The organism is Pseudomonas sp. Pseusp88, from assembly GCF_047303955.1.
GTDB lineage: Bacteria > Pseudomonadota > Gammaproteobacteria > Pseudomonadales > Pseudomonadaceae > Aquipseudomonas.
This window is the reverse complement of sequence record NZ_JBGLYM010000006.1, coordinates 97,829-116,197: the sequence shown is the minus strand read 5'-3', so window position 1 is coordinate 116,197 and position 18,369 is coordinate 97,829. Positions and strand designations below refer to the sequence as shown.

3 protein-coding genes are annotated in these 18,369 nt (G+C 65.6%); all 3 read right to left on the bottom strand.

Going from position 1 to position 18,369, the window contains the following annotated elements; translation table 11 throughout:
* Window positions 1–35: 35 nt before the first annotated feature.
* Genes ACCD02_RS10415 through ACCD02_RS10405 form a run of 3 tightly spaced genes read right to left on the bottom strand, consistent with a single transcriptional unit; the run spans window position 36 to window position 18,333 of the window.
* Window positions 36–3,116, bottom strand: a complete 3,081-nt coding sequence (locus ACCD02_RS10415; protein ID WP_413301040.1) for an amino acid adenylation domain-containing protein — start codon at window positions 3,114–3,116, stop codon at window positions 36–38.
* Window positions 3,113–11,920, bottom strand: a complete 8,808-nt coding sequence (locus ACCD02_RS10410) for an amino acid adenylation domain-containing protein (RefSeq protein ID WP_413301038.1) — start codon at window positions 11,918–11,920, stop codon at window positions 3,113–3,115. The genes ACCD02_RS10415 and ACCD02_RS10410 overlap by 4 nt, the downstream gene beginning before the upstream one ends.
* Complete coding sequence (locus tag ACCD02_RS10405) at window positions 11,920–18,333, bottom strand: amino acid adenylation domain-containing protein (protein ID WP_413301036.1); 6,414 nt, start codon at window positions 18,331–18,333, stop codon at window positions 11,920–11,922. Before ACCD02_RS10405 ends, ACCD02_RS10410 begins: the two co-directional genes overlap by 1 nt.
* Window positions 18,334–18,369 lie beyond the last annotated feature (36 nt).

The following is an 18,369-nucleotide window of genomic DNA, read 5'->3' as shown; positions in this document are numbered from 1 at the left end:
CGGGGCGGTCGCGGGATCAGGTGGGCAGGCTACGCTCAGGCAGGTTCCACAAGTGACAGATTCAACGCCCGCTCGGCATTGCGCTCGAGCTGGCCGGGGACGCTTTCATAGGGCAACAGGGCGGCAGACAATTCCAGCGCACTGGGGAAATCGAACACCACCCCCGGCGGTGGCTCGATGCCCAGGGTGTCGCGCAGACCACCCATCAGTTGTATCACCAACAGCGAGTGCCCTCCGGCGTGGAAAAAATCGTCCTCTAGGCCGAGGCTCGGCAACTCCAGCAAGGCCGCCATACGCTGTAGCAGCAGGTGCTCCAGAGCACTGGCCGGCTGTCGGCGGGCTAGCGTCGAGACAGCCTGATCGGGGCGGGCCGACGCGGCCAGCAGGGCCTGACGGTCTGGCTTGCCGTTGGCCAGGCGCGGCAGCTCGCGGTGCAGATGCCAGCGTCCCGGCACGAACGCGCTCGGTAAGCGCCGGGCCAGTGCCTCGCGCAGTGACTCCAGGTACTGAGCCGAGTCATCGGGCGCCGGTTGCACCACCATGTGCCCATGCAATACAGCGTCGCCATCCGCTCCCACCACGGCCACCACCACGGCCTGGGTGATTGCGACCTGCTCGAGCAGTGCCGCCTCGATTTCTGCGGGCTCTATGCGGTAGCCCCGCACCTTGATCTGCAGGTCCTGACGCCCGAGCAATTGCAGCCGTCCGTCATGCCGCAGGCACGCCGAATCGCCGCTGGCGTACAGACGTTCGCCAGCCAGCCACGGATCTTCACCGAAGGCCGCGCTCGCCTCGGCCTGCAGGTAGCCGCGCGCCAGCTGCGCACCGCCGATGTACAACTGACCGCGCGCCCCCCGTGCGACGGGGCGGCCCTGAGCGTCAAGCACACGGATCCGACTGCCGGCCAATACCTGCTCCAGAGTCGCCGCGGTGTTGGCCGAGCTGCTTGGCAGTGCCTGAATCAGCACGCCCACGGTGGTTTCGGTGGGGCCGTAGTGATTGAACAGGCGCAGATCCGCACGCGCCTCGAACAGCCGACGCAACGTCGCCGCCGGTACGGCTTCGCCACCCAATATGAGGGTGGCAGGCAAAGTCGCAAGTCCATCACCTATCAACGCCCTCACGTGGGACGGGGTCATTTTCAGGCAATCGACGTCGTGGCGCCGCACGAACGCCTGGAACGCTGCGCCATCGAGGGTTTCGGCCTCGCTGGCCACCACCAGGCGAGCCCCCTGCTCGAAAGCACCGAACAAGGTGGTGTTTCCCAGGTCGGCGGCCACGCTGGAGGTCAGGCCGAAGCTGCGGCAGGCGTTGAGCCCCAACGCCTGGGCAGAGGCGCCGAGGTAAGTATTGAGCTGGCGATGCTCGATGATTACGCCCTTGGGTACCCCGGAGGAGCCCGAGGTAAACAGCACGTAGGCGGCATCGTCGGGCGCCGGCAGTGGCAACGCCGCACGGCTCGCACAGGGTGTTTCCAGCAGAGTCGTCAGTTCGTCGATAATCAACAGCACACGCGCCTGGGCTTGAATGGCCTCGCGCCGTTGCGCCGGCCAGCCTGGGTCCAGGGGCACATAGGCGGCGCCACTGCGCAATACCGCCAGAACAGCGATGACCAACTGCGGCGAGCGCGGCAGGTTCAAGCCGACGCAGGTACCCGGTCCGGCGCCGCGCTGGCGCAACACTTGGGCCAAATGCTCAACCTGGGCGTTCAGTTCGGCATAGGTCAGCACCACTGGCCGGCCGTGCTCATCACTGCCCACCAGAGCCTCGGCGTCGGGGCGCATGCGCGCCCAGTTGGCAACCGACTGGCTGGGGCCGATCGCCGGCAACACGTCTTCAATCGACGCCACGGTAGCATCGGCCAGGGGCTCGGCGCTCAGGTCGATGTCGGCTGGCAGGGCATCAGGTTGCGCCAACAGACCCAGCAGCAAATGACGATATTGCTCCAGCAGGCCCGCTGCCTCGACGGCCGGGTAGAGTGCAGGCCTGTGTTCAAGACTCAGTTCGGTGCCGTTGAGCACATCCTGACGCACCACCAGGCACAGTTCGGCGCCCGGCAGCACGCTCGGCCGCGCCGTGATCTGCCAGCCGACCGGCAGCGTGGTGCTGCTGGCGACAAAGGCAAAGCCGCAGGCCATGGGCGACGGTTGCACGCCGGGCAGCGGCCAGTAATCCTGCCAATCGCGGTGCCCTTCACATTGGGCACTGAAGGTGCTGACCAGGGTACTGAACGGTTGATCGATTCGCTCCAGCGACACCGGCAGTACATGGGCAAACGCCCCCAGCGTAGTAGCGAATTCCGGGTAGTCGGCCCGCGGGTCATACAGCCAACCGCCGCCGCAGGCACCGTCGCCCAAGCGCGCCAGCAGCGCCCACCAGGCTGTCTGCAGGGCATCTTCCGGCAGCCAGCCACGCGCCTCGCACAGGTCCTGCCAGGCTCGGCTCTGAGCCGGGCTCAAGCGTACGGTCTGGCAATCAGTGGCTATTGCACCGGCGCTACTGTCCTCGCCGCGCACAGCCAGGCGCGCCTCGACAAACGGCGATTGCTGGCGCGCCTGCCAGTAGGCCCGCCCCTCTTCGGCATCCTCGGCATTGGCTGTACTGCTCTGCCACTCCAGCCAACGCGCATACAGCACGTTGTCCGCCAGCGGCGCCCGCAAGGCTTCGTCCAGCAGGTTTAACAAATGCTCCAGGCTGGTGGTGTCACCATGCAGACGACTCAAGTTCAGACGCAACCCAAAGGCTTGCTCGCCGATGCGATAGAGACTGGCGCGCAGGCCTTGGCCTGGCATCGGTGCTTGCAAACGGCGAACGAATTGCACCACGGGGTCGGCCAGAGTACGCAGGTCTTCGCTGTGCCATTGCCATTCGGCCAAGGCATTCGGGCAAACCCGCAACTCCCGGTAACCGGCGACACTGGCAAAGTCGCAACGCAACCCCCACTGGCTGTCAAATACCCGCTGCAGGGCCTGACGGACCTGCTCGGGACTCAGCGGGCTATTGCAGATCAGGCTGATCTGGTTGTCAGTTGCGCTACCGGCCCGGTCGAAAACCTGGGCAGCACGCTGGCCGCTGCTCAGGGCGAGAGTACGCGACGGGGTGCTGTGTTCGATCATGGTCGTGCTCCAGGTTCAAGGTCGGTACGGTCAGTCAGCTCGCCCATGGCCACGACTATCTTGCGCGGGCCCGAGTAAGGGTCGCGAGCATGGGCGGCGAGCATGTTGTCGAGCATGACCACATCACCCTGCAGCCAGTCGAAGCGCACGGCGCAGGCTTCATAGGCCTCACCGATGCGTTGCATGGTGGCGTCGTCGATGGGTTCGCCGTCGCCATACAAGACGTTGCGCGGCAGACGTTCAATGCCGACCATGGCGATCAGGTCGCGACGCACTTGCGCATCCAGACACGAAGGGTGGTGCAACTGCACCTGGTTGAAGAACGAGCGCGCGCCGGACAACGGATGGCGAATCACCGCCGGCCCCGGCGTGCGGGTCTGCAGCTCGTCATCAGACAGCCATTGCCAAGCGATGCCAGCCTCACGGCAACGGCGCTCCACTTCCTCGCGCTGATCAGTACCGTAGAAGTCCTGCCAACTGACGTCCAGGCGCCGGGTGAAGGTGCGCAGATAGCACAGGCCACGCCGCTCGAAACGCTCCACCAGATCGGCCGGCAGGTGCTCGAGCATCTCGCGGCAGTCGACGATGGGAGTGGCGCCACCGACGGTGGACGGCAGTTCACAGAAGAACCACTGCTTGCGCGGCCAGCGGCCGGTGTGGGCGCTTTCATTGTGGAAAAGGATCATTTGCTGCTCGGGGTACGGCGTGGAGCGGTAGGTGTTGCGCCCGCCCTCTTTCTTCGGCAGATCGCCATAAGCACCATACAGGCCCGGGTGCAGGGCTTCGGCGAAGGCCTCGAAATCACTGGAGCTGTGCAGCTCGAAACCGCGAAACAGCAACCCGGCATGCTCGACCAGCAGCGCGTCGATGCGCGAGCGGTGAGCAACAGCCCAAGCCACCGGATCAAGCCCCGACTCGTGGGGTTCAATGACCCGTACAAAGCGCTGACCGTCGCGCAGGGGGCGGATTTTCAGGGTGTCCGTCGCCACGGCAGGTACGGGGGCATCGACGGTTTCCAGGAATCGCTTGAGGCGATCACGGCGCCCGCCGCTGCGGGCAACCGGTTCCACAGATTGTGCTTGAGACGAGGATGACTGAGGCATGGTGGGTTCCTCCATTACCGTATGAGGGGCGTTCAATACCCGTTGCAGGCACATCAACCACTGCCGGGCGAGGGTCTGGATCGTTTCAACGTCGAACAGCGCATCGGCATACACCCAGCGCACTGCCAAGGCAGCGTCGCGGGGCTGCAGGAACAGCGCCATATCGAACTTGGAAGACGCCTGATCAGACTCTTGCATCTGGATCTGCAGGCCCGGCACCTGGAAATCTTCGCGGGGCTGGTTGTGCATCACGAACAGCGCTTGTACCAGCGGGTTGCGGCTGCGGTCGCGCGGTACGCCAACGGCGTCCACCAGGCGGTCGAAAGGCACGCTGGCGTGGGCGAAGGCTTGCAACGAGCGCTCTCGGGTCGCCTGCAACAACTCGACGAAGGTCATGCCCGGCGTGCGCACCGAACGCACCGGCACGACGTTGACAAAGAAGCCCACCAGCGCTTCCAGCGCCGACTCTTCGCGGCCGGCCAGGTCCGTGCCCAGCAACAGGTCCTGGCTGCCAGTCAACTCGTGCAGCCACCACTGGAAACTGGCAAGCAGCACCATGAACGGCGTGGCCTGCCAAGCGTTGGCCAGTGCCGTTACCTGGGTCACCAGGGCAGCGTCCAGTTCAAACTCATGAGCCTTCCCGCTGGCCGTCGCCACTGCCGGCCGCGGCCGCGCGCCGGGCAGTTCGAGGCTGCGTGGGGCCCCGTCAAGAGCTTCGCGCCAGTAGTCGAGCTCAGCCTGCTGGTAGCCCTCGTCCCACAACCGTTGCTGCCACACTGCGTAGTCGCCGTACTGCACAGACAGGGCCGGCAAGGTGACACTACGGCCAGCCAGCAAGGCTGAGTAGGCGGCACAGAAATCACTGATCAACAGGCCCACCGACCATCCGTCGGCGACGATATGGTGCAGGCTCAGGTGCAGCAGATGACGGTCGCCGCCCAGGTGTTGCAAACGCGCCCGCAGCAATGGCCCGCTTTGCAGGTCGAAGGGGGTCTGCCCCTCTTCTACGCTGGCCTGGGCACAGGCTTGTTCACGCTCGACGGCATTCAAGCCGGCAAGATCGTCGACCGGCAGCGCCAGACAGAACGGTGGCAATATCTGCGCGAACGGCTTGCCAGCAGCATCGACGGGGTAACAGCTGCGCAATACATCGTGGCGGCTGACCACGGCGCTCAACGCCTGCTGCAACAACGCCGCATCCAGCGGGCCATCAAAAGCCAACCGACCACACAGGTTGTAGGCACTGCGGGTGGCACGGTCGCCCAGTCGGTCCACCATCCACAAACGGCGCTGGGCCGGGGACAGTGGGTAACGGGTTTGCTGCAAGGCCTGCAGCATCGGGCGCGCGGCGCTCGGCGTCAGCGGTACACGTGATGCCAGGCGCTCGGCCAGGGCCTGCAACGTCGGCACGGCAAACACATCAGCCAGTGGCAGTTCCAGTTGCAAGCGTTCACGCACCCGCGCCACGACCTGGGTGGCCAACAGCGAATGGCCGCCCAGTTCAAAGAAGTGATCATCCAAGCCCACGCGGCCCAGGCCCAACACTTCACACCAGATCGCGGCAAGGGCCTGTTCCAGCGCACTTTGAGGCGCGCGGTAGCCTTGGCGACCGTGCCAGTCGGGTGCGGGCAATGCCTTCACGTCGAGCTTGCCGTTGCCGGTCAGCGGCCAGTGTTCCAGGGTCACGTAAAAGGCCGGCAACATGTAGTCCGGCAGGCGCTCGGCCAAGTGCTCACGCAACACCCCTGGCTCAGGAGGCTGCCCTGTCAGCCAGGCCACCAGTTGCGGGCCACTGGGAGAGTCGGATACCCGCACTACGGCACCGTCGATACCCGGGCAGGTGCGCAGCGTCGCCTCGATTTCACCGGTCTCGATGCGAAAGCCACGCAGTTTGACCTGCTGATCGCCGCGGCCGGCATACACCAGTTGACCGTCTTCGTTACGCCGCGCGCGGTCGCCGCTGCGGTATAGACGTGCACCCGGCTGCGGGTTGAAGGGGTGGGCAATGAAGCGCTCGGCGCTCAGGCCTGGGCGGCCCAGATAGCCACGGGCCAGCCCGGCGCCACCGACGTACAACTCTCCCTCCACCCCCACGGGCGAGGGTTCCAGGCAGTCGTCCAGCACATACCAGTCAAGGTCGTCGAGGGGTTGGCCGATGGGGCTATGAACACGTGTCAGATCACTTAGCGCCAGGCGCCGGTAACTGACATGCACGGTGGTCTCGGTGATCCCGTACATGTTGATCAGCTCCGGTGCCTGCGCACCGAAGTGCTGCAACCAGGGGCGCAGGCTGGCCACTTCCAGCGCTTCTCCGCCGAACACCACCTGACGCAACGCCAGTTCACCCGGTCGCACCTTCGCCGCCATCACCACCTGCTGCAAAGCCAGGAAGGCACTGGGTGTCTGGTTCAGCACGGTCACCCGGGCATCACGCAACAGCTCCAGGAACGCCTCGGGGTTGCGTGTGACGGCCAAGGGCACGATGACCACCTGCGCGCCCTGCACCAGCGGCGCGAACAGTTCCCATACCGAGAAATCGAACGCGATGGAATGGAACAACGTCCAGACCTCATCCTCACCCTGGCCAATCCCGGCGGCGTTGGCGCTGTGCAGCAGGCGCAAGGCGTGCCGATGAGTAATCTGCACGCCCTTGGGGCGACCGGTGGATCCGGAGGTGTAGATAACATAGGCCAGGTTGTCCGGGCCAACACCGGTGTGCGGGGCCTGATCGGGTGCCCCGTGTGCCGACTGTTCGAGCTCAGCGAAAACATGGACCTGGGCACCACCCTGACTCAGCGCCTGGTCGACCAGCAACAGCGGTGCACCGCTGTCAGCCAATTGCCAATCACGACGCTCGGCTGGCGCTTGCGGATCGATGGGCAGGTAGGCAGCCCCGGCCTTGAGTACCGCGAGCACGGCCACCAGCAAATCCAGCCCGCGAGTCATGGCAATACCGACGCAGATTTCCGGCCCGGCGCCCAGTTGCCGCAGGCGATGGGCCAGACGGTTGGCTCGCAACTCCAGGGTCGCGTAGTCGAGCTGGTCTGCCCGTTGCGGCCATTGCCACAAGGCAATCGCCTGCGGACGGCGGGCGGCCTGGCGTGCGATGGCCTGGTGCAGGCATTCGTCCACCTCGTATCGGGCCAGCGGTTGACCCAGCCCCAGGGCGGCCTGGCGTTGTTCGGTCGACAGCAGTTCATAGTGGGCCAACGGCCGCCCCGGTGCGGCGACGATGCCCTGCAACAACCGCTCGAAGGCTTCGGCCAGACGCCGAATGCGCACCTCGGCAAACAATTGGTTGGCATAGTGGAAGGTCAGTTCCAGTTCACCGCCGGGCAGTTCTTCGCTGTTGAGCATCAATTCGAACTGGGTGCTGTGGCTGACCATCGGCAGCCGCTGCACGGTCAACCCTGGCAACTCGCTCAGGGCATCGCTGCGCAGCCGCGTATGGCTGAACATCACCTGAAACAGCGGCGTGCGGCTGAGACTACGCTCCGGCTGCAGGGCCTCGACCAAGCGTTCGAACGGTAAAGCCTGCTGGGCCTGGGCATCAAGCAACTGGCCGCCGAGTTGCCGCAGGGTATCGCTGAACGATGCCTGGGGATCGAGGCGAATCGGCATGGCCAGGGTGTTGACGAAGAAGCCGATCAACCCTTCGAATTCCACGCGTTCACGGTTGGCCACCGGAATGCCCAGAGCAAAAGCCGATTGGCCGCTGTGGCGCTGCAACAGGGTAGCAAACGCACTCAGCAGCAGGCTGAACAGCGAGGTGCCATGGTCCTGGGCGATTGTTTGCAGGGCCTGGCACAACGGCTGTGGCAGGCGCAGGGCAAGGCTCGAACCTTGCGCGACCGGGGTCGAGGGACGAGCGAAGTCCAGCGGCAGGTCGAGGGTGCGTGGTATGTCCCGCAGGCGTTGGCACCAGCTGTCGAGCAAGGTCTTACCCATCGCACCGCCCAGACGTTCGTTCTGCCAGCGGGCGTAGTCGATATATTGCAGGGCCAGCGGCGCGGGCGGTGTGTGATCGCCAGCGATGACCTGACGATAATGTTGCACCAGTTCGTTGACCAACAAGTCCATGGACCAACCGTCGGCCACGATATGGTGCAGGGTCAGGTGTACCACCCAGGTGGTGTCCTCGAGCCGATAAAGGCATACGCGCAGCAGGCTGTCGCTGCGCAGGTCAAACACCTGCTCGCCAGCGGCGGTCACCAGCGAGCGCCAGGTTTGCGCCGCGCCGCGCAGGTCCTGCTCATGCCACTGTGGCGCGCGCTGTTCAAGGATCTGCTGGCGTGGCTCGCCGCTCTCTTCGATGAAAGCCGTGCGCAGGCTGGCGTGACGCTGGGTCAGGCGCTCGAAGGCTTCTCGTAGCACGACGGTGTCCAGATTGCCCTGCAGGCGTACCGCAGCCTGGATGTGATAGGCGCTGCTGTCCGGCAGCAGTTTCCAGAGGAACCACAGGCGTTGCTGACCGGCGGACAGCGGCGCCTGGCGCAGTGTCGGGTCGTGCGCCAGGTTCTCGGCGAGCGGTACAGGTGCGGGCTTGGCGACCGGCAGGCTGGCCACCAGCTCGCGGATGGTTTGATGGGTGAACACCTGCTGCGGACTGATCTTGATGCCTTGCTTGCGCGCCCGGGCAATGATTTTCAGGCTCAGGATCGAGTCACCGCCCAAGGCGAAGAAGTTTTCAGTGACACCCACTTGATCACGCTTGAGCACCTCGCACCAAATCTGCGCCAGAGTCGCTTCTTCAGCGCTGGCTGGCAGCTCCAGCACTGCCTCGTCCACCGGACCGGCCTGTGCATCGACTTGCAGCAGGGCCACCAGATTCTTGTGGTCGAGCTTGCCATTGGCTGTGCGCGGCAATGCCTCCAGCAGCAACCAGCGGCCGGGTTGCAGGTAATCCGGCAACTGCATGGCCAGGGCGGCCTGTAACTCCGACAGTTGAGTAGACGGCGTGACCACGCACGCAACGATCAAGCCTTCGTCAAATATGACCGCCGCTTCCTTGACCCCGGACAGGCCGCGCAGTACCTGCGCCACCTCCTCCGGCTCAACCCGATAGCCACGGATTTTCAACTGCGCGTCGATCCGGCCCAGGAACTCTATCTGGCCATCGCGCCCCAGCCGTACGCGGTCACCGGTGCGATAGAGCCGCTCACCCCCGCCGTCGGGGTCGGCGACAAAACGCTCGGCGGTGAGGGCCGGCTGGCCCAGGTAGCCCTGAGCCAGGCCAGCGCCGCCCACGTACAACTCGCCCGCCACGGCAGGCGGCACCGCTTGCAAGTGCTCGTCGAGGATGCGCACCTGCAGGTTGGCGAGGGGCCGGCCCAGGGGCAAGTGACTGTCGCCTGCCAGCGATTCGTGGGTCAGCACGCCCACCGTGGTTTCGCTGGGGCCGTAGTGATTGATGATTCGCAGGTCTGGTGACAGCGCCCGGATGCGCTGCAACAACCCGTCCGGGCAGGCTTCGCCGCCCAGCACCAGGGCATGCCAGGGCAGCACGCCAGAGCCGGCCTCAAGCAACGCGGCAAGATGGCCGGGAACGATTTTCAGCACGCCGACCCGCTGTTGGCTGATGAAGCGGGCGAAGGCATCCGGGTCACGTACGCAGTCGGCATCAGGCAGGTACAGCATACGGTCGGAACACAATGCACCGAACAGCGCGGTGTGACCCAGGTCCGCAGCCACCGAGGACACCATCGCCGCGCTCGCTTCGGGCGCCAGTTGCAGACGCGTCAGGAGGGCTTGTACGTAGTTGGCCAAGGACCCGTGGCTGATCGCAACACCCTTGGGCGCGCCCGTAGAGCCAGAGGTGTGAATCACATAGGCCAGTTGCCCGGGCAGCACCGTCACAGACGGCGCGAGGGCCGCCTCGAGCGCCTGCGGGGCCAGGGTTTTCAGGTCGCCCAAGGCCTGCCCGGACACCACCAGCCGCACGCCGGCCTTGCGCAGCAAGCGGACGCGATAATCGGCCGGTTGCTCTGGGTCTACCGGCACACAGGCGGCGCCGGTCTTGAGCACCGCCAGCAAGCCCACCAGCCAGTCCAGCCCGCGCGCAAGGTTCAAGCCAATCACGGCGCCAGGATCGGCGGCGAGCAATTGCGCCGCCAAGTGGTTGGCGCGGCCATCCAGTTGCGCCACGCTCAGGCTGTGCTGCCCGTCGCCGGCCGCCAGGGCCTGCGGTTGCCGGGCTACGCGGGCCTGCCAGGCCTCGAGCACGGTGGCGTGAGAGAACGCGACGCGCTCGCCGTCGAGTCGCGCCCCCTGCCCGTCGCGGGCCAGGGCATGCACTGGCTGATCGGGGCGGGTCAGCACCTGCTCGAGCACGCCGTTGAAGGCCGTGGCGAAATGCTCCACGGTGGGCCCATCGAACAGGTCGCGGGCGAAGGTGAACACGCACTGGAAACCTTCGGCGCTGTCGGCAATGTCCAGGGCCAGGTCAAAGTGCGCCCCCAGGTAGGCGTTATCCATGGGCGTGAACACTAGCCCCGCCGGGCTGGGCAGTACCGAGGTGTCGAAACCATAGTTGAACTTCACCTGGAACAGGGGGTTATGGCTGAGGCTGCGCTCGGGCTTGAGGGCCTCTACCAGTCGCTCGAACGGCAGGTCCTGATGGGCCTGGGCGTCCATGGAGGTAGCCTGTACCTCGCGCAACCAGTGACGGAAACTGCCGTGGCTGTCGAGACGGCTGCGCAACACCAGAGTATTGACGAAGAAACCGATGACCCCTTCCACTTCCTGGCGACGACGGTTGGCGTAGGGCACGCCGACCCGCAGGTCGGTCTCGCCGCTGAAGCGGTGCAATAGCACCTTGAACACGGCAAGCAACAGCACGAAGGGGGTGACCTCCTCACTACGGGCCAGGGCCTTGACGCGCTCGCTGTCCGCCTTGCTCAGAATCCAGGCGTGACTTCCACCCTGAGCACTGAGCACTGCCGGGCGTGGCCGGTCATGGGGCAGAGCCAGCAACGGGTGGCTATCGCCCAATTGCTCGCGCCACCAGGCCAGTTGCCGGTCGCTTTCTCCCGCCGCCAGCCACTCGCGCTGCCATTGCGCATAGTCCGGGTACTGCACCGGCAGGTCGGGCAAGGCCGCGTCCGGTTGCTCGTAGAGCCGGGCCAGTTCACGCAAGAGGATATCCACCGACCAACCATCGGCGATGATGTGGTGCAGGGTTACCAACAGAACGTGGTCGTCGCTGGCCAGCCGGATCAGTGACAGCCGCAACAGTGGTCCCTGCTGCAGATCGAACGGCGCCAGGGCCTCCTCTTCGGCTAGCGTGTGGGCCTGGGCCAGACGCAGCTCAGGGGGCAAGTGTTCAAGATCGTGCCCGGTCCAGGCCAGCGGCTCTGCCGGCATGACCACCTGGGTATCGCCGTTGTCGCCGTGGCGGAACACGGTGCGCAACGCCTCGTGGCGCTGATACAGGCCCTCGAAGGCCCGCTCCAGACGCGGGCGATCGAGCGGGCCACTGACGCGGATCGCGCCGGGCACGTTGTAGGCATTGCCCTGGGGATCGAGCTGCCAGAGGAACCACAGCCGCTGCTGCGCGAACGACAGCGGCAACGGCTGTTCGCGGGACACAACCGGCATCGGCAGACGTGCGTGCAGGTCGATGCCCTTGCGCGCCATCAAGGCATGCAGCGCTTTGCGCTGGGCCGGTGAAAGGTTTTGTACGGAGGCCAGCATATCGTTCATCAGGCTTGTTCCTTGGCCAAGAGTTCGAGGGCTGCGTCGTCGAGCCCTTCCAGTTCGCGCAGCGCTGCCGCCAGCTCGTCATCGAGCCCGGCCAGGCCGCCGCTTTCGCCGATGCGCTCGGCCAGGGCAGCAAGGCTGCGGGCTTCGAAGAATTCGCGCAGGGTCAGGGTCGGGTCCAGTTGGGCATTGATCCGCCCCACTACCTGGGTGGCCAACAGGGAGTGCCCGCCCAGTTCGAAGAAGTTGGCGTGTACGCCGATGCGCTCCACACCCAGGGCTTCGCGCCAGATCTCGGCCAGGTCCAGCTCCACGGGATTGCGCGGTGCCTCGAACGCCTGCCCGGACACCGCCAGCGGGTCATGGGCAGCCAGGCGCTCCAAGTCCAACTTGCCGTTGGCCGTCAGCGGCCAGCGCGGCAATACCTGGATCTGCGCCGGCACCATGTGCGCCGGCAGACTTTGCGCCAGGGCCTGGCGCAAGCGCGTCGGCAATTGGCGACGCACCCGGGCGATCAACGGGTTGCTGTGATCGGCCGGATCGGCCTTGGCCGCAGGGTCCGGCGTATCGGCGACCAAGGGCGCGCAAGCGACGTCCTCGACCAACAGCTCGACACTGAAACGACCTTCCCCGCCCGGGCTCCAATTGATTGCCGCGCTGTACCCATGCTCCCGGGCCAGCGTCCAGTACACCTCGGGATCGACACCGCTGGCCGGGGTTGCGGCCAGGCGTTGACGCAATTCGCCCACGGTGGCCAGCGTCGGGTCGGCCAACAGCCTGCGCAATGCCAAGTCGGCACTGAGCCGGCGGTTGGCTATGCCGGTGAGCAGCACCCGGGCTGGACGTTGCTCGGTCAGCAGCCGGGCCAACGCGGCGGGCTCGATCGGTGCAGGGGTGGCCACGGCAGTCACTACCCGGGCCGGGCCGCGTTGCAAAATGGCGTCATAGCGGTAGCGGGTCAGCTCGTTGTCGGCAAAGCCGCGACGCAACTGGCACTCCACTCGCGCCAGACCCAGGCGGCGTTGCAGGCCGTCGAACCAGGCGGTTGATAGTTGCAGCTCCTGGTCCTCGCCCATGGCCTTGAGAATGCGCTCGTGCAGGTGTGTCAGAGGCAGTTCATCCGGCGCCCGGTGCAGGGCCACGGCGCTGTGCAACATCGACTGCAATGGCCAGGCGCGCAAGTCGCCAAGGAAGATCCGGCCACCAGGGCTCAAGCGGGCCAGAGCGCCCTCCAGCACCCGTTCCAGGTACGCCACATCGGGGAAGTACTGGGCCACCGAGTTGATCACCACCAGATCGAAGCTTTCCGGGGCCAGGCCATCGAAATCGCTGGCCTCGCGGCAATCCAGGTGCACATGCCGCAGGGCCGGTTGGGTCTGCACCCAGCGGGACAGGCCAGCCACCGCGGTCGCCGACAGATCGGTGCCCCGGTACACCGCGCAGGCCGGCGCCAGGTGCTGGGTCAGCAAGCCGGTGCCGCAGCCAATTTCCAACACACGCTGCGCGCCCAGCGCGAGGAGCCGCGCCACGGTGCCGTCGAGCCACTCCTGCATCTGCGCTTCGGGGATCGGCGTGTCATCGTAGCTGTCGTTCCAACCGGTGAAGGTCGGTGCCTGGGCCTTGGGGTCGTAGGTGCCGTCGAATACTTCACGCCACTGCTCCACCAATTCGCCCTCGCGCGCCTGGCTGGCGGTGCCGGCATCGGCCAGCACATAGGCGGCCAGGCGCTGAGCCTGGTCGCTGCCCACCACTCGCACCAATGCATCGCTCACGTTGGGCTGGGCGCGCAGGCAAGCCTGGATCTCGCCCAGTTCGATACGGAAACCACGCAGTTGCACCTGCTGGTCACGCCGTCCCAGGTAGTGCACCGAGCCATCGGCGCGCCAGATGGCCAGATCACCCGTGCGATAAAGCCGCTCGCCGGCCGCAAATGGATGAGCGATAAAGCGCTCGGCGCTCAGACCCGGACGGTTAAGGTAACCACGGGCCAGGCCCGGGCCGCCGACGTAGAGTTCGGCGGGCACACCGGCCGGTACCGGGTTCAGGCCATCATCTAGGAAGTACCAGCGCAGGTCGCCCAGAGGCAGGCCGATGGGGCTGATGGTGCCCTCTGCATCCGCAGCGCTCAGGCGATGCAGGGTTACGTGAACAGTGGTCTCGGTGATGCCATACATATTCAGCAATTGCGGTGCGCGGTCACCGAAGGCCTTGAACCATGGCGCCAGGCTGCCCGTGTCGAGTGCTTCGCCGCCGAAGATCACCAGACGCAAGGCTCGTGGCAACGCGCCGCTGGCCAGCACTTCGGGCATCAAGGCGCGGAATGCCGACGGGGTCTGGTTGAGGACACTGACGCCCTCCTCTTGCAGCAGCCGACGCAAATCGGCCGGCGAACGGGTGGTATCGCTCGGCACTACCGCTACCCGACCGCCATACAGCAAGGCACCGAAGATTTCCCACACCGAGAAGTCGAAGGCATAGGAATGGAACAGGCTCCACACATCCACCTCACTGGCCTGCAGCCACGGCTGGCTGACAGCGAACAGGCGCAGCACCTGCTGGTGGCCGATCATCACGCCCTTGGGGCGCCCGCTGGAACCGGAGGTGTAGATCACATAAGCCAGTTGTTGCGGGTGCACCGGCAAGGCAAGGTTGGCGGCGCTGTACTGCGCCGCCGGGTATTGGTCGAGGAACACCGGGCGCGCAGCGCCCTGGGGCAGACGCTCGGCCAACTCCGAGTGGCTGACCAGCAATTGGATGCCACTGTCTTTCAGCATCATCGACAGGCGCTCGGCCGGGTACGCCGGGTCGAGCGGCACGTAGGCGCCGCCGGCCTTGAGAATCGCCAGCAGACCGACCAACAACTGCGGCGACCGTTGCAGGGACAGGCCCACACGCACGTCCGTCCGCACCCCTTGCTCGCGCAGCGCATGGGCCAGGCGGTTGGCCTGTTCGTTGAGCGCGGCATAGGTGAGGGTCTGCCCGGCGTAGCTGACGGCGATGGCCGACGGCCGGCGTGCGGCCTGGGCCTCGAATGCCTGGTGCAGGCTGGCAGCGCTGGCCGCTGTCGGCGCGGCGCTGGCGTTCCACTGACCGAGCAATTGGGCCTGCTCGCCGGTATCGAGCATGTTCAGGCGGCTGACCGGCAGATCAGGCGCCGCGACGATGGCCTGCAAGAGGTTGACCCAGTGCCCGAGCATGCGTTGCACCGTGGCAGGCTCGAACAGTTCGCTGCTGTAGGTCAGGGTTGCGGCCAGACTGCCGTCACGCTCAAGACAGTGCAGGATCAGATCGAACTGGGTGTGTCGCTGATCATGGGCCAGCTCCACTACCTGCAGGCCCGGCAGCCGCTGCAGAGGGGCCAGACGTTGCCATTGGTGGTCGAAGGCGACCTGGAACAACGGGTTGCCGCTCAGGTGACGCTCCGGGTGCAAGGCTTCCACCAGTCGTTCGAACGGCACGTGCTGGTGGGCCTGGGCTTGCAGCGCATGGTCACGAACCTGGCGCAGGAAATCGCTGAAGCTCGGGTCGCCGGCAAAATCGGCTTCCAGCACCAGCATGTTGACGAAAAAGCCGATCAGCGCTTCGGTTTCCAGTCGGTCGCGCCCGGCTACCGTGGAGCCCACGCGCAACCGTTGCTGGCCGCTATAGCGCATCAGCAAGGTCTGAAACGCGCCCAGCAGTACCATTGGCAGGCTGGCCTGGTGATTACGTGCGAGCAGACGCAGAGCCTTGAGCAGATCGGGCGGCAGAGTCACGCTGACATTACCTCCGGCCCCCGTGGAGCGCGAAGGTCGTGGATGGTCAAACGGCAACGCCAGGGTCGGTGGTTCGTCGGCCAGCCGTTGCTGCCAGTACCCCAATTGCCGCTCGCCTTCGCCACTGGCCAGCCACTGCTGTTGCGCCGCTGCGAAGTCCTCATATTGCACCGGCAGTGTCGGCAGTAGTGCTTCACGACCGAGCACCGCGGCCTCATAGAGGCGGGAAAACTCATCGATCAGGCAATTCATCGACCAGCCATCGCCCACAATGTGATGCAAGGTGACCAACAGGTAATGGTCGGCCTCGCCCAGCGCCAACAGACGAACCCGCAACAGCGGGTCACGCTCCAGGTCGAACGGGGTATTGGCTTCGGCATCGGCGCGAGCCATGGCCTGATCCGGCTCGGCGCGCAGATCTTCTCGGGCAATCTGCAGCACACGCCGATCGTCGATCAGCAAGCGCGCGGTACCGGCCTGTTCAACGAACCGTGTGCGCAACGCCGCGTGGCGGGCCAACAAGGTATCGAAGGCGCTTTGCAGCGCCGGTTCATCGAGTGCGCCTTGCAGGCGCAGACGTCCAGCGATGTTATAGGCCGGGCTTGTCGGGTCGAGTTTCCAGAGGAACCACAGGCGGCGCTGGGCCGGCGAGAGTCCTGGCTCGGTGTCACAACGGCCGATGGGCGCCCAGTCATTGGTCGCCGTGGCCGGCCTTGTGCTCAGCAGATCCACGAAATCGCCCAACTGCGGCGCTTCAAAGAAGTCCGCCAGGGTGGCCTGCAAGCCCAGTTGCTCACGCACCCGCCCGATGATTTGCACGGCCGTGAGCGAGTCGCCACCGCGGTCGAAAAAGTGTTCATCCAGACCTGGTAACTCGCCGCCAAGCAGTTGCTGCCAAATCCTGGCCACCGCTTGTTGTCGTTCGGTCGCGGGCAGTACATCGGCGTAGCCGGTGAGCGCACCGCGGTGCTGATGGAAAGCGTCGATCGTGCCAGCAACGATGGCCGCCCGACAGGCGTTGCGCTGCACCTTGCCGCTGGAAGTCTTGGGCAGTGCGCCAGGTTCGAGCAAGGTGATCTGATACGGCGCCTCGCCACAAGCCGCGCTGACGGCGCGATGGATCGAACGCAGCAGCCCGGCGAGGTCGCCGCGATGCTCGCTGGAACGACCGATTTCCGCCGCCAGGCCAATGCCTTCCTGGCCATCCTCTGTGCTGACGGCAAATACCGCGACCCGGCCACCACGCACGCCGTCGACAGCGGCTTCAACGGCATGTTCGATATCCTGCGGGTAATGATTCTGCCCACGCAAGATGATCAGGTCCTTGAGGCGACCGGTCACGATCAGTTCGCCATCCTGGACGAACCCCAGGTCACCTGTGCGCAACCAAGTCTGCCCGTCCACGACGTGGCGGCTGTTAACGGTGGCTTCGGGGTTACGCCAGTAACCACCGGCCACGCTGGGCCCGCTGAACAGAATCTCACCCACCGCCCCAGGCGCAAGCTGCGCACCGCTGTGGACATGCGCAACGCGCAACTCATGCCCCGGCGCCACTCGACCGCAGCTGACCACCGCATGGTCAGTGCCCGGTTCGCCACGACCTTCACGCAATGCCTGAGCATTCACCCGTACCCGGCCGATGCCGCCACCACGCACGCTGCCAGCGACAAACAGGGTCGCCTCGGCCAGACCGTAGCTTGCCATCAAGGCGCGCGGGTCAAAGCCATGGTAGGTAAAGCGCTGGGCGAAGCCATCCAGGGTGTCGATACGGATCGGCTCGGCGCCGGTAAATGCCACGCGCCAACTGCTCAGGTCGAGGCCTTGCAGGCTGCTGTCGCGGATGCGCTCCAGGCACAGACGATAAGCAAAATCGGGACCGCCACTGACAGTGCCGCGGTACTGCGCAATCGCCTCCAGCCAACGACGCGGGCGCTCCAGGAAATAGTCCGGTGCCATCAATACGCAGGGAATACCGGTGTACAGCGCTTGCAACAGGCCACCGATCAGGCCCATGTCATGGTAAAGCGGTAACCAACTGACCATCACATCGTCAGGGCCGATGCCGAAGCCCTGCTGGATGGCCAGTTCGTTGGCCGCCAGATTGCCGTGGCTGACTTCTACGCCCTTGGGCGCGGAAGTGGAACCGGAGGTGTACTGCAAGAAGGCGATTTGCCCGGCATCCGGCACGCTCGGATACCAGTCGCTCTCCCCTGCCGGCCCGGCTGCCTGCGCCTCGATCGGTGGCACCTGGGCGCCGGCGCCCTGCAGCGCCTCCCTCAGCGGCTGACACAGCGCCGCCTCGCACAGCGCCAGGCACGGCTCGGCATCGGCAAGGATACCCAACAATCGTTGCAAGTGCTGGGGGCGCACGGTCTGCGGCGGGTAGGCCGGCACGGCAATCACCCCGGCATACAGGCAGGCCAGGAACCCCACCACGTACTCGACGCCGCTCGGATAGAGCAACAGCACCCGTTGCCCCTTGCCCGCACAGGCACTCAAGCGCGCGGCCAGCATACGCACGCGGCCATCGAGCTGTTGATAGGTGAGGACGGTTTCGGTCTGTTTGTCGATGAAACGCAAGGCGATCCGGTCGGGCTGGCGCTGAGCGTGCTCGCGTAGCACTTCGACCAGATTGCGGCCCATAGCATAGGAAGGGTTCATGGTTCACCTGTCTGCGGATAACGGCGCCGGCTCAGC

Coding starts and splice junctions, on each gene's coding strand:
- ACCD02_RS10415 (WP_413301040.1), bottom strand. CDS start 3,116: ATGATCGAACACAGCACCCCGTCGCGTACTCTCGCCCTGAGCAGCGGC.
- ACCD02_RS10410 (WP_413301038.1), bottom strand. CDS start 11,920: ATGAACGATATGCTGGCCTCCGTACAAAACCTTTCACCGGCCCAGCGC.
- ACCD02_RS10405 (WP_413301036.1), bottom strand. CDS start 18,333: ATGAACCCTTCCTATGCTATGGGCCGCAATCTGGTCGAAGTGCTACGC.